Origin of the sequence: Allohahella sp. A8, from assembly GCF_047946665.1 — a bacterium.
Taxonomy (GTDB): Bacteria; Pseudomonadota; Gammaproteobacteria; order Pseudomonadales; family Oleiphilaceae; genus Allohahella.
The window spans coordinates 1,435,177-1,448,994 of sequence record NZ_CP172312.1 but is presented as its reverse complement, the minus strand read 5'-3'; the positions used below and the strand labels follow the sequence as shown (position 1 = coordinate 1,448,994).

Sequence of the window (13,818 nt, the reverse complement as noted above, 5' to 3'; positions counted from 1 at the left end):
TGGGTCAACAGCTCTCTGACGATTCTGGCTTGAGATAGCGGATGCTCGCACACATCTGCTGAATGCCACAACGGATAAATTGTTCGATGTCGCAGGGCTTGTGGCTCAGATCGTGAAACATGTGTACAGAGCGATCGATCATCAGCATCGTGAGGCCATGGGACATCGACCACGCATATACAGCCTGTCGTTCAACGTCCTCAGCATTGATATAGCCACGCTCGGCGCAGCGTTGCATCGTATCGGCGAGGACGCTCCAGCCGGCGTGTCGAGCTTTCTCGAAACAGGCCGTGGTTTCAGCAACAAGTGTGGGACCAAACATGAGTCGATAGAGGGCCGGATTGCCGTAGCCGAACTGCACATAAGCCACGCCACCATTCTCGAGCTGCTGCAGAGGATCGTCGCCAGCGCTGCGGACAGCGTTCTGGGTGGCATGCTGTAGCCGATAGAAGCCGCGCCCGGCCACGGCCTGCAAGAGGTTGATCTTGTTGTCAAAATGACAATAAGCCGCCATTGGGCTAGCGCCCACATGGGCTGCCAGGCCGCGCATGGAGAACTCGAAATCACCCTGGCATTCGATCAGCTTCTCCGCTGCAATGATCAAGCGTTCAGCCAGACTACCACGCTCAGGTGCTGCCGCATCGTCAATCGGCCTGCTCATGCGGAAGGCTCCGGCTGCTGGCCTTCGGTCTCATGCGTGCTAGTGCTGGCCGCAGCACTCTCACTCGCGACAGCGAGTCCCATGCGCTTTGCACGCGCTTCCCAATTCCGACGCGCCAGCAGCTGCAAGTCAGCCACGTCGTCACTTTCATCCATGATCTCAAGGCCAAGCAAGGTTTCGATAATGTCTTCCATGGTCACCAGACCGCTAACCGAACCATAACTATCGACCACCAGCGCAATGTGCGTACGCTCACCGACCAGCTTTTCGAAGAGTTCAGGCAGGGGAGTATCGCGCGTGGTCACCATGATGTCCCGCTTGATGGAGGCCAGCGGTCTGTCACCACCATCATTAACGATGGTTTCCAGCACCTCGTCCTTCAAAACGATACCGATGATGTTTTCCAGGTCATTCTTGTAGATCGGTACGCGGGAGAAGCGCAGCGCAGGGTTCTGCTCATGGAAGTCGACGACCTTCTGCTCGGCGTTGGCCACTTTCATGACAGAGCGCGGGGTCATGATGTCCTTGGTAAGAATCTCCGAGAAGCGCAGCAGATTATGGATGACCGTGCTCTCGTTCTTGTCGAAAACCCCGTGACGATCGGCCATTTCGGTCATGGCACTGAAGTCGGCGCGAGACATCACGCTCACATGTGCATCCTTGCCGATCAAGCGCGTCGTCAGTCGAAGGAACCAGATTACACCCGTCCATTTCAGTGGAAAGATGAAGAGCTGCAGTATGCGGGTCGCTGGCCCAGCGAGTGGCTTCCAGTATGTGGCGCCTATGGTTTTCGGAATGATTTCCGAGACGATGAGTATCAGGGCGGTCATTACAGCCGATACGATTCCCACCACGTTATCGCCGGTACCGAAAGCGGCCTCGGCGCTGGCACCCACGCCAATTGCACCAACAGTATGCGCAACAGTATTCAACGTGAGGATGGCGATCAGGGGCGTGTCAATGTTGTTCTTGAAGGACTCCAGGGTGAGCGCCCACTTGTGCTGCTCCTTCTTCTTCAGGTCCACGAAGGTTGGCGTGACACTCAGAAGTACCGACTCGAGTATTGAGCAGAGAAACGAAACAACGATAGACAATATGCCAAAAAGCAGCAGTTGAACCATGGGGTAAAGCATCCTTGATTGTTGTTGTTCAGTGTAACGAAGAAAGCTGAGCGCGTCATTGAGAGCGGCCGGGGCGCTTCACGTCGTGTGTTGGTCTTGTTGTTATTTGACTTCCCGAGGGATTTCAAGCGAAGCTCATGCCAGAATTTTTAACCCCTCAGGATTTCGCTCATGACATCATCTGTAATGGCCTGGCTTCTCGTATTCTTTGTGATCAATTTCGGCCTTGCTTTCATGCTGGCAATGAATGTCTCGCGTATTCGCATTCGCAAGAATATTTCCAATGGCCACGGCAATGATCTCGAACTGAAGAAAGCCATTCGGGCACACGCCAATGCGCTGGAACACACCGTGCCCTTCGGCCTGCTGCTGCTGGTGGCGGCATTGAGCGGCAGTGGTAGTGCCACGCTCGCTGTTCTCACAATTGCCTTTTCACTGGCTCGCTTCAGCCACGCCTATGGCATGTTGACAGTAGGCTTTCAGGCGCGACGGATCGGTGCGGCAGTTACTTATCTGTTCGAGATTGCAGTATTGCTTGTGCTGTGTGTCAACGCCGCCAGTCTATGACGGTTCCCAGGCCCAATTTTTCTGACTCCGGACCCCGATGTTTGCTTTCTTTGAACGACTGATACCGGCTTTCCCGCCTGAAGAACCGACACAGCCGCCTGGTACGCTGTTCGCCTTCTGCAGGCATTACACCCGCGGCGCAGAAAAGTACCTGCTACTGATGTCAGTGCTGACGGCGATGATCGCAGTACTCGAAGCCACGTTGTTCGCGGCGCTTGGTCAGCTGGTGGATTGGCTCATTAACCGCAACCCGGAAACATTGTTACAGGAAGAGGGGCCGAAGCTCTTTCTCTTCGGCTTCCTGCTGTTAGTGGTGATGCCGGTGCTTCTGCTGCTGCATTCGACTGTCATCCATCAGACACTGCTGGGGAACTACCCGATGGCAATCCGGTGGAACGCGCACCGTTATCTGCTACGCCAAAGCATGAGCTTCTATCAGGACGATTTTGCCGGCAGAATTGCCACCAAGGTCATGCAGACCTCGCTCGCCATTCGGGAAACCGTGATGAAGCTGCTCGACGTCATGGTGTATGTCACCGTGTATTTCATCAGCATGACCGTGGTTATCGCACAGGCTGATCTGATTCTGGCCCTCCCACTCGTGATCTGGCTGGCGGTATACATCGGTTTACAGGCCTACTTTCTGCCTAGGCTCCGTCGCGTGAGCACCGAACAGGCCGAGGCGCGCTCGATGATGACTGGGCGCCTGGTCGACAGCTACACCAACATCGCAACGGTCAAACTATTCTCACATACGCGTCGGGAAAGTGAGTACGCCCGCGAAAGCATGGGTAGCTTTCTCGACACCGTTCATCGGCAGATGCGTCTGGCCACGGGCATTAGCGTCAGCATTCAGGCCAGCAACTACGTGCTGGCGTTCGCCATCTCGGCGCTGTCTATAGCGTTGTGGATGTCCGCGACGGTGACCGTAGGCGCGATCGCTGTTGCCATCAGTCTCGTTCTGCGCCTGAACGGCATGTCGCAGTGGATCATGTGGGAAGTCAGCGCCCTGTTCGAAAACATCGGCACCGCGACTGACGGCATGGAAACGCTGGCGGTGCCACAGACCGTTCAGGACAGTCCGAACGCTTCTACGCTGCGTGTACGTGAGGGCTCGATCAGTTTCGACAAGGTGAGTTTTCACTATGGGAAAGCCAGCGGGGTTATCGACGGCTTCGAACTGGAGATCAAGGCAGGGGAGAAGGTCGGGCTGGTTGGCCGCTCGGGCGCCGGCAAGTCGACACTGGTCAATCTGCTGATGCGTTTTTATGATATCCAGTCTGGCAGCATTCGCATCGATGGGCAGGATATCCGTAGCGTCACCCAGGAAAGTCTGCGTGCGCACATCGGGATGGTCACGCAGGATACCTCTCTGTTGCACCGGTCGATCCGGGATAACCTGATGTATGGCCGCCCCAATGCCACTGAAGCAGAGATGATCGACGCGGCGAAGAAAGCCGAAGCACATGATTTCATTTGTGCGCTGAGCGATAGCCAAGGCCGGACCGGCTACGATGCCGTGGTCGGTGAGCGCGGCGTGAAGCTCTCAGGCGGTCAGCGACAGCGCATTGCCATTGCCCGGGTGCTGCTGAAAGATGCACCGATACTCATTCTTGATGAAGCGACATCTGCCCTCGATTCGGAAATCGAGGCGGCGATCCAGAGCAGCCTGTCGACGCTTATGACCAATAAAACGGTCATTGCCATCGCGCATCGGCTATCAACTATCGCGGCAATGGACAGGCTGGTGGTTATCGACAGCGGCCGGATCGTGGAAATGGGGCCGCACGAAGAACTGATCAGGACTGGCGGCATCTACGCCCAGCTGTGGGCGCATCAGACCGGTGGGTTCATCGGCTGCGCCACCGAGCCTGAAGTGGCTGACGATGCAGAGGGCGCTTATGGCACCTGATGTGGTTGGCCCCTCGGCGAATAGATGACCCGCCCGGAGTGCTGCGAGCTGTGCGCCCGCCCGGTGGATCTGACCTTCCATCACCTCATTCCGCGGAAGGTGCACAGGCGCGCCCACTTTCAGAAGCGTTATGACCGTGAACAGCTGAATGCCGGGATATGGATTTGCCGGCTTTGCCACAGAGGCTTGCATCGCCTGTATGATGAGATGACACTGGCACGCGATTTCAGTACGCTGGAACGGATTCAGGCCGATGAGGCCATTGCTCGACATATTGCATGGTGTGCCAAACAGAAGGCACGTCGTCATTGATCCGACTCCCGGCCGGCCGCGGAAGTCCATGAAAGAGTCAGTACCATCAAGCCATTACTCACGATGACGCGCCTGCTTGCGCTGGTGCTGCTGTGCCTGCAAGGCCATGTCGCCGTCGCCGGAGGCCGGATCACGCTCGCGCTGTCGACCGAGCCGCCCTCACTCAACAGCATGGCAGCGCAGGACGAGTATGCCTCGTTTCTTCTGCGGCACCTGAAAGAAGGCCTCACCAGCTACGGCGTTGATGGCGAGCTGATACCAGGTGTGGCCGAACGCTGGGAGCTCGAGCCCACCAGGGCTGTTTTTCATCTGCGCCGCAACGCCCGCTGGCATGACGGCAAGATCGTCACGGCGCACGATTTCGTCTATGCCTGGCGCAGGATCGTCGACCCGGCCATACCGTCTCCCTATGCCTACCTGCTATATCCGATCCTCAATGCCGAGGCTATCGTCAATGGTGAGCAGAAGGCTGAAACCCTGGGCGTCAAAGCGCTCGACGACTTCACCATCGAAGTCACGCTGGAGCGACCCTGCGCTTACTTTCTCGCGCTGACCGCCTATATGACCTACCTGCCAGTACGGGCCGACTACGTCGAACGTTTTGGCGATGCCTACGCGGCAGACGCCGACAAACAGGCCTATAACGGCCCGTTCACGCTAGCCAGCTGGGTCCACGGCGCCAGACTGCAGCTGCTGCGCAACCCGACTTACTGGAATAGCCAGGTTGTCGAGCTCGATGCGATCGACATCGATCACATCACCTCTGACCCGCTTGCGGTGATGAACCTGTTTGCTGATGGCGGCATCGCACTGGCCAATATCGGCGTCGACAATCTCGATCTTGCGCTGCAACGCGGCATGCCGCTGAAGCAGTTCAAGGTCGGGAGCCTGTTCTTCCTTCGATTCAACTTCTCACCGGATCGGGTGACCTCTGATCCTGATCTACGCAAGGCGATTTCGCTGGTGTACAGCCCTCGCACCCTGGTCGACAAGATAATTGCCATCCCGGGCTTCGAGACAGCAGGCAGCATCTTTCCCGAGTTCGTCAGTAGTCTTGGTATTCGAATTCAGGAGCGCTATCCGCAGCCGCCAGTCAGCATGGATATCGAAAAGGCGAGGGCACACCTTGAGATCTTCATGACGCGCCACGGTCTGGAAGAGCCGCCAGCAATTCATCTGCTCACATCGGATAGTCCTGGTGCCGGAAAGCAGGCCGAATTTCTGCAGAATCGCCTGCAGCTTGCGCTCGGCCTCGATGTGCGCATCGACAAGCAGATTTTCAAACAACGCATCGCTCGCGAAGCGCAAGGTCTGTTCGACATCACCATGTCTGGCTGGGGGCCCGACTATGATGATGCGATGACCTTTGCCGACCTCTTTGCGTCCTGGAATCCGAATAATCGTGGCGGCTACGCCAGCGCCGAATATGATGCACTGGTGGCGAAGGCACAGATGACGCTTGACCCTGACGAACGGGCAGCACTGTTCAATGAGATGCAGATCCTGCTGCGTGAAGAGACCGCCATGCTGCCGCTGTACGAAAACGCCCTGGTATACCTACAGGACCCCGCGCTTACCGGTGTCGTGAGATTGCGCTTTGGCGGCGATCCACTGCTCACCTATGCCCGCAAACTCTCAGGCGACGAACTCGCAAGCGACGGACTGACGAGTGCACAACAGGGCAGGGCCGCGCCATGATGCGCTATCTGCTGAACCGTATTCTGTATGCAGTGGTTACAATCTGGTTCGTTGCCACGGCTACTTTCTTTGCCATGCATTTCGTACCGGGTGATCCACTCAGTAACGAGAAAGTGATTCCCGAGAAAATCTACGCCACGCTTCAGGCCTACTATGGCCTGGACAAGCCCCTCGGAGAGCAGTATCTGATCTATATGCAGCGCCTGCTACAGGGCGATTTTGGTGTCTCCTTTACCCAGCAGAATCGCTCGGTCAACGATATCATCGCCGAGCATTTCAGTGTCTCGGCCATACTCGGCCTGCTCGCGCTGATCTTCGCGCTGTTCGGCGCGCTAATCTTCGGCTCGGTGGCAAGTATCTGGCGACGTCGCTGGCCAGATACGGCCACAGTGCTTGGCGTTATGGTTGCCGTCTCGGTACCGAGCTTCGTTTTCGCAGCGCTCGCGCAGCTTTTCATAGTGGAGATGAACCAGTTTACGGGATGGCAGGTGTTACCTGTAGCAGGTTGGGGTTCAATTTCCCATATCTGGGCGCCAGCACTCATGCTCGGCCTTGGCACCATGGCCTACCTGACCCGTCTGCTACGAGGCAGTCTCATCGACACAGCTGACCAATCCTACGTACTGGCAGCGCAGGCGAGGGGACTGCCGCCCTGGCGATGTTTCCTGCGCTATCAGCTACGCAACGCGCTGTTGCCGACGCTGAGCGTGATGGGGCCCACAATTGCCGGCATAACAACGGGTGGCTTTGTTGTCGAGCAGGTCTTCGCCATTCCGGGACTTGGGCGCTATTTCGTGCAGGCCGTCGCGCAGCTGGATTATACGGTCATCATGGGCACTACTGTGTTTTATGGCGCCTTTCTGGTCATTGTGGTCCTCGCCTTTGACCTGCTTTACGCCTGGGCGGATCCACGTATACGTATCAGCAGGGACATGGCTTGATGGCAAACGCAGCTGATCATCGGTACTGGGCGACTGTTTGGCGTCGCCTCAAAGCCGATCGCAAAGCAATAGCCTGCCTCGTCACGCTGGTCAGCCTGATACTGGCGGTCGTACTTGGCCCCGCCCTCTGGTCAATCGATCCCGAGGCACAGTTTCTCAATCAGATTGCATCGCCGCCCATAGGCAGCCGCACAGCCATAGTCGTCGATGCGGATGAACTGTGGACAGGCCCCGCCAGCAACGCCAGGGATGATGGGCAGTCCCGAAGCAGATTGAGTCTGGTCGAGGCCAATACCGAGTTCGTCCGGCTGGCCTGGCAGCAGGATGCGAGAGCCAGCGGCTATCAACTCTACCGCTGGTCGGACGGTATGAATGCGGCCTCACTCGGCATGCCGATTGCCGTATTGTACGCAGAAGACAGCTGGTACGAAGACCGCCTGAACCTGAGACCTCAACACTACGAATATACGCTGCTGTCAGTGGATGAGCTGGGCACGGAGCTTAAACGCCAGCAGATCCGCGTGTTGCCAGTGTTGGCCATGAGTGAGTTCGACGCCGAGCTGGCCAAACTTGCCGAGGGCGAGACGACTATCGAGCTACCGGCCCATCCGCTGGGCACCGATCATCTCGGTCGTGACATGCTGTCCCGACTATTGACAGGCGGTCAGGTCTCACTGTTCATCGGTATATTTGCGCCGCTCGTCTACATGTTATTCGGATTAGCGTACGGTGCCACTTCGGCGCTGATCGGGGGCAGAGTTGACGCTATCATGATGAGCGTCGTCGATTTCGTCATCGCCTTGCCGTTTCTGCTCTTCATGATTCTGTTTAGAGTGGCACTCGGCACCGAGCCAGGTGAGAGCGGAATTACCGCGCTCATCATTGCACTCATCGCCCTGGGCTGGCCGTCACCTGCCAGACTCGTGCGTGGCGAAATTCTCCGCCTGCGTGAAATGCCCTATATAGAGGCGGCTCGCCTGATGGGAGCTGGGCAGCGTTATCTCATCGTCAGACACCTGATTCCCAACGTCATGGGTAGTGTGCTGGTCAGCTTTACGTTCGCTATCCCATCGGCAATTTTTACAGAAGCCTTTTTGTCCTTTATCGGGATGGGCGTGGTGCCGCCCGCGCCGAGCTGGGGCGCCATGTGCAACGACGGTATATCGCGCCTGCTGACAAACCCGCACATGATGCTGTTTCCCGCGCTGGCAATCAGTATAACCGTGCTGTTGTTCAACCTGCTTGGTGACGCACTGCGCGATGCCATGGCTATCCGTAGAGGGGCGGAATGATGGCTGCTTTGCTGGATGTTCGTGATCTCAGAGTTGCCATTCAGACCGAACGTGGCGCGGTATATCCAGTGCAGGGTGCCAGCTTCACCGTCGATCGGGAAGAAACGCTGTGTATTGTCGGCGAGTCCGGGTGCGGCAAGTCGGTGTCCATGCTCGCCGTGCTCGGCTTGCTGGGCCGAGCCAGGGTTGAAGCGGAGCGGCTGCATTTTACGCCTACGAGCGAGGCGCCGATCGACCTCGCCAACTGTAGTCAGCGCGAACTCAGACGCCTGCGTGGGCGTCAGATCGGCCTGATTTTCCAGGACGCAGCTGCAGCCTTCAACCCAGTGTTGCCAGTGGGCGACCAGCTGGCCGAGCCGCTGCGAGTGCATCTCGGCATGAGTCGAGGTGACGCAAAGCGGCGTGCCGTGCAGTGGCTCGAACGTGTGGGCATCATTGACCCGGCGAAGCGCGCAAAACAGTATCCCCATGAATTTTCCGGCGGCATGCTACAACGCGCCATGATCGCCATGGCGCTGATCTGCGAGCCATCACTGGTGATCGCCGACGAGCCCACGACAGCGCTGGACGTGAGCGTGCAGGCAGAAATCCTCGACCTGCTGAACGATCTGAAACGCACCCAGCAGATTGGCCTGATCATGATCACTCATGACCTTGGTGTGGTTGCTGAAATTGCCGACTCGGTTACAGTGATGTATGCCGGTCAGAGTGTTGAACGTGCCAGCAAGCAGAGTTTTTTCCAGAGCCTCAAGCATCCCTATAGCCAGGCATTGCTCGCCTGCACACCGAACTGGAAGCAGGGCCGGGCGAGCATAGAACCGATACCTGGCGCACCACCGGCCCTGGACCATATACAGACCGGTTGCCCGTTCAGGTTCCGTTGCCCACACGCCTGGCAGCGCTGCGAACAGATGCCGCCGCCCTTTGAAGCGAACGGCCACATGGCCAGGTGTTGGCTGCTGGCTAGCGACGCTGGCCCAAATCTCGACAGACTGAGTCGCCCATGACTGATCCACATGCCCCGCTTATCGAAGTTCGGAACCTTCGTAAGGTATTCGGCCAGACCGTGGCGGTCGACAATGTGAGCTTCGACATCTATCCAGCAGAAATTCTTGCGCTGGTCGGCGAGAGCGGCTCTGGAAAGACCACTGTAGGCCGTATGATCAGCGGCCTTGAAGACAAGAGTGGCGGTTCAGTGAGCCTGCGAGCTGCAACTGATGCTGCCAGCATGGAGCGCCTGCCGGATCGCTACCGCAAGCAGGATTTCAGACGCTACGGCCAGCGAATCCAGATGATTTTCCAGGATCCACTCAGCTCACTGAATCCGTTTTTCAATGCGGGCGAAGTCATCAGTGAAGCGCTGCGCTTTGCAGGACAGAAGCCAACGCTCGAAGCCCAGCTCCACTGGCTGAAGGAAGCCGGCCTGCAGCCCGACCATCTCCATCGCCTACCTCACGAGCTTTCCGGTGGTCAGCGACAGCGCCTCTGTATTGCCCGTGCCTTGTGTATGAGGCCAGAAGTTATTGTCAGTGACGAGTCTGTATCAGCACTGGACGTATCGGTCCAGGCGCAGATACTGGCGCTGCTGCTGCGATTGCAGGATACCCATGATCTCACGCTCATCTTCATCACTCACGACCTCAACGTCGTTCGGCAGATTGCCTCCCGGGTGCTCGTCATGAAACGCGGACAGATCGTCGAGAGCGGTCCCGCCGATCAGGTCTTCGACGCACCTCGTCATGAGTACACCAGGGCCCTGTTGGCCGCCTGTCCAATCCCACAAGTCGACTGACACCTCGTGAGGGGGATTGTACTCAGCAGCCATAGCGGGCAGACTGCTGGTCATTACGTAGTCAGAATGGATAGTCAATAACAAATACAACAAAGTAAGCCGATAACCGGCAGGAAGACCCATGACCTGGACTGATGATGAAACGCTACATAATTCACGCCCTCGGCCGCGTATTGACCGCTCGGTTTGCATGCGCCGAACCACAATTAGCTGTGCGCTTATTTTTTCAGGGCTATTGCTGACGAACCTGATCGGCTGCTCGGATAACATGATCCCGGACACATCCATTCAGCAGACAGACCTGATGGAGCCTTGATGCGCTCAGCAAACGTTTCGACGGATGCGAAGCTTCTCAAAGCCTATCGATCTGAAGTTGCGGGCGTCCAACTGTTCAAAGCGCTGTTATGGCTGCAGACGAAGGAACGCCAGCACCTCTGTTCACTGCTCATTCTGCTCGAACACCAGACACAGGCCGGCCTGCTGGATCTGCTGCAGCGCCGGCAGATCCAGCCAGGATCGCTACTGCTGAGTAAGATTGGCGGCTTTACTTACGGCTTCGGCCTGGCCTGTCTGCCATGGAAGCTCAGCCTGCGCATACTGATGCGTAGCGCCGAGCCCTACCTTGCGCTGTTCCGTCACCTGCTGGCCCACAGCACGCCCGAAGAGCAGGTATTCCTGAGCTATCTCGTTGCTCATGAAGAGGCACTGCTGGCCTTCCTGCAACAGGAAATCAGGGGGGATAGTGCCCCTGCAGTGCGACACATTCGCGGGATGATGCACAAATCAATTGCCCCCCCAGCCAGCAAAATATCGTAGTATTACTGGTTCAAGCGGCGTCCCTCCCGGAATGTCGTTCAAAAGCCCACTGACACACAGAGATATCCTATGAGCTATCTGATTGTTCTCATTCTGGCTGTGGCCGGTTTACTTACTGTCATGCGCAAGGAAGCGGGTGCAAAGGCGGCCATTGGCGTGCTGCTGGTCACCGGCATCATTGGTCTTCTCCTCGACACCGAAGTGCTCGGAGCACTGCTACTGCTCGCTGCTGCCGGCACAGCCTTCGCTGGTCTGCCGGGTCTGCGCCAGCAATGGCTGACTCCGAAGCTGTTCGACTATTTCAAGAAAGTCTCCCCAAAAGTTTCTGCCACCGAGCGCACGGCGCTTGATGCGGGCACTGTTGGCTGGGATGGCGCACTGTTTTCAGGTAATCCCGACTGGAATCAACTGCTGAAAAACCGCGCCGAAGCGCTGCCAGCCGAAGAACAAGCCTTTATCGACCATCAGTGTTCAGTCGCCGTCAGCATGTGTAACAGCTGGGACGTGGCTGTCGAGCGGGCCGATCTGCCGCCGGAACTCTGGGAATACCTGAAGAAGGAAAAGTTCTTCGGCATGATTATCCCGAAGGAATACGGCGGCCTGGGCCTGTCTACCAAGGCACAGTCATTGGTATTGCAGAAGCTGGCCGTTAACGAGATGCTGATGACTACCGTCGGCGTTCCAAACTCGCTCGGCCCAGGTGAGTTGCTGCTCAAATACGGTTCCGAAGAACAGAAACAGCATTACCTGCCTCGCCTGGCCGATGGCCGGGAGATTCCTTGCTTCGGCCTGACTGGCCCACGTGCGGGCTCCGATGCGACATCGCTGCCGGATACCGGCGTCGTCTGCATGGGTGAATTCGAAGGCAAGCAGGTACTCGGTCTCAAGCTCAACTTCGAAAAGCGCTGGATCACCCTGGCGCCGATTGCCACGGTCGTCGGTCTGGCCTTCCGTCTGTTCGACCCAGACCACTTGCTGGGCGAGGAAGAGGATCGCGGTATTACCTGCGCACTGGTTCCAAGAGACACCAAGGGCATGGATATCGGTCGGCGGCACTGGCCTGTCGGTAGCCCCTTCCTGAACGGGCCGATTTTCGGCAAAAACGTCTTCATTCCGATGGATTGGATCATCGGTGGTACAGACATGATCGGGCAGGGCTGGCGTATGCTGGTCGAGTGTCTGTCTGTTGGCCGCTGCGTCACACTGCCGTCAGGCGCCAGCGGTGCCGGACGATACATGCTCGGTACCGCTGGTGGTTTCACCAGGATTCGGCGCCAGTTCAACGTTCCGGTCGCTGATATGGAAGGTGTGCAGGCGCCACTAGCGCGAATCGCCAGCAAGGCCTATATCGCTCAGGCCGCTGTGCTGCATACCGCCAACATGGTCGACAATGGCGAGAAACCTTCAGTGCCATCGGCCATTCTGAAATATCACCTCACTGAATATCAGCGTCAGATGGCGCATGATGCCATGGACGTCCATGGCGGCAAGGCCGTTACCAAGGGGCCGCGAAACTATCTGGCGATCCCTACTGACGCCACTGCAGTCTCCATCACAGTCGAAGGGGCGAATATTCTCACCCGCAGCCTGATGATCTTTGGCCAGGGTGCGATTCGCTGTCATCCTTATGTGCTTTCTGAGCTCGAAGCACGGGACAAGAATGATTCCGACGCCTTCGACAAGGCCTTCTTCGGCCATGCCGGTCTTATCTTCGGCAACTTCGCACGAGCGCTTACCAAAGGCGTGGGCATCACCAGCCGTGATACGCCATTTGATGAGGCTGCTGCGCCCTATGCGCTTGCAGTCAGTCGCATCAGTGCCGGTTTTGGCCTGTGTGCGGACGCTGCGATGGCAAGCCTGGGTTCTGACCTGAAGAAGCGGGAGCTGATTTCGGCACGTCTCGGTGATGTGCTGTCGTCACTCTACCTGACGTCCATGGTGTTGAAGAACTGGCACGAAGGCACCGCAGTGGAGGGCGAAAAAGCGCTGCTCGACTACAGCTGTCAGACCTTGCTGTTCAACGCGGAAGAAGCACTGAGCGGGTTCTTCGCCAATTTGCCGTCGCGCGCACTCGCCGCAGTACTGCGTGTGATCGTTTTCCCGGCCGGTCGTCAGTTCAGCCAGCCGACGGATGTGCTCACTCACAAGATTGCACGTGCCGTCAGTACGAATACGGCACTCCGAGCGAAGCTCATCGGTAACACCTGGAACACATGGAATGATGGTGAACAGGACAATCCGCTGTATCGCTACAACGAGCTGCTGAAAAATTACGATCGAGCCGAAAAGATCTACCATACCGTGAACAAGGCCTACGCCAAGGGCAAAATTCCGGCTTCCGCATTACATCCCGAGCAACGGGTTGAAGCGGCGGTCGAACGGCAGATCATCTCAGGCGAGGATGCGGAGTTCATGCGCGATTACGAGGCGGAGGTGCTCGATATGCTGACCGTGGACGACTTCGCCTTCGATCGTTTGGCTACTGACAAGTCCACCGTGATCTATCATCGGGATGACCTGAAAGCGGCTGACAATATTGCCAGCGCGCCCGGGAAGAAAGGTAGCAAAACCAAGCGCACCGGGCAGAACCGGAAGTTACCAGTCGAAGAGACCGCAGAGTCTGATACAACTGGCCTGCAGCCTAATGCCGACAGTGAGCAGTCGGAAGAAGACGAGCGTACGGCGCCTGCGCTGAAATAAGGGGCG

General features: G+C 57.4%; 12 protein-coding genes. 10 read left to right on the top strand and 2 right to left on the bottom strand.

Translation table 11 applies throughout. The annotated features are described in order from the left end of the window. Positions 1-4: 4 nt before the first annotated feature. Complete coding sequence (locus ACH3PB_RS06665; RefSeq protein ID WP_416398677.1) at positions 5-661, bottom strand: TetR/AcrR family transcriptional regulator; 657 nt, start codon at positions 659-661, stop codon at positions 5-7. Next, the gene (locus tag ACH3PB_RS06660) at positions 658-1,782 is read right to left on the bottom strand and encodes a CNNM domain-containing protein (RefSeq protein WP_416398676.1); all 1,125 of its coding nucleotides are present in this window, start codon (positions 1,780-1,782) and stop codon (positions 658-660) included. The genes ACH3PB_RS06665 and ACH3PB_RS06660 overlap by 4 nt, the downstream gene beginning before the upstream one ends. 171 nt (positions 1,783-1,953) lie before the next feature. On the opposite strand from ACH3PB_RS06660, the gene ACH3PB_RS06655 reads away from it, so the two are divergent. The 10 genes from ACH3PB_RS06655 to ACH3PB_RS06610 all read left to right on the top strand — a co-directional run bounded on the left by ACH3PB_RS06655 (position 1,954) and on the right by ACH3PB_RS06610 (position 13,812). Beyond that, complete coding sequence (locus ACH3PB_RS06655) at positions 1,954-2,349, top strand: MAPEG family protein (protein WP_416398675.1); 396 nt, start codon at positions 1,954-1,956, stop codon at positions 2,347-2,349. A gap of 37 nt (positions 2,350-2,386) precedes the next feature. Beyond that, a complete protein-coding gene (locus ACH3PB_RS06650) occupies positions 2,387-4,261 on the top strand; it encodes an ABC transporter ATP-binding protein (RefSeq protein WP_416398674.1) in 1,875 nt (624 codons plus the stop codon). Between the two features lie 24 nt (positions 4,262-4,285). Then, positions 4,286-4,573, top strand: a complete 288-nt coding sequence (locus ACH3PB_RS06645; protein WP_416398673.1) for a hypothetical protein — start codon at positions 4,286-4,288, stop codon at positions 4,571-4,573. A 63-nt stretch (positions 4,574-4,636) separates the two neighbouring features. Beyond that, positions 4,637-6,271 (top strand): peptide ABC transporter substrate-binding protein, encoded by a 1,635-nt coding sequence (locus ACH3PB_RS06640; protein WP_416398672.1) that lies wholly within the window; start codon positions 4,637-4,639, stop codon positions 6,269-6,271. Further along, entirely contained in the window at positions 6,268-7,212 is a 945-nt protein-coding gene (locus ACH3PB_RS06635; RefSeq protein ID WP_416398671.1) for an ABC transporter permease, read from the top strand. Before ACH3PB_RS06640 ends, ACH3PB_RS06635 begins: the two co-directional genes overlap by 4 nt. After that, positions 7,212-8,504 carry an ABC transporter permease gene (locus ACH3PB_RS06630; RefSeq protein WP_416398670.1) on the top strand — a complete coding sequence of 431 codons (1,293 nt, stop codon included), beginning with the start codon at positions 7,212-7,214 and terminating at the stop codon, positions 8,502-8,504. The genes ACH3PB_RS06635 and ACH3PB_RS06630 overlap by 1 nt, the downstream gene beginning before the upstream one ends. Next, on the top strand, positions 8,501-9,511 hold the full coding sequence (locus tag ACH3PB_RS06625) for an ABC transporter ATP-binding protein (RefSeq protein ID WP_416398669.1): 1,011 nt from the start codon (positions 8,501-8,503) through the stop codon (positions 9,509-9,511). The genes ACH3PB_RS06630 and ACH3PB_RS06625 overlap by 4 nt, the downstream gene beginning before the upstream one ends. Beyond that, positions 9,508-10,296, top strand: a complete 789-nt coding sequence (locus tag ACH3PB_RS06620) for an ABC transporter ATP-binding protein (RefSeq protein ID WP_416398668.1) — start codon at positions 9,508-9,510, stop codon at positions 10,294-10,296. Before ACH3PB_RS06625 ends, ACH3PB_RS06620 begins: the two co-directional genes overlap by 4 nt. Positions 10,297-10,611: 315 nt before the next feature. Further along, positions 10,612-11,112 (top strand): hypothetical protein, encoded by a 501-nt coding sequence (locus ACH3PB_RS06615; protein ID WP_416398667.1) that lies wholly within the window; start codon positions 10,612-10,614, stop codon positions 11,110-11,112. Positions 11,113-11,181: 69 nt separating this feature from the next. Further along, a complete protein-coding gene (locus ACH3PB_RS06610) occupies positions 11,182-13,812 on the top strand; it encodes an acyl-CoA dehydrogenase (protein ID WP_416398666.1) in 2,631 nt (876 codons plus the stop codon). Positions 13,813-13,818: the final 6 nt, after the last annotated feature.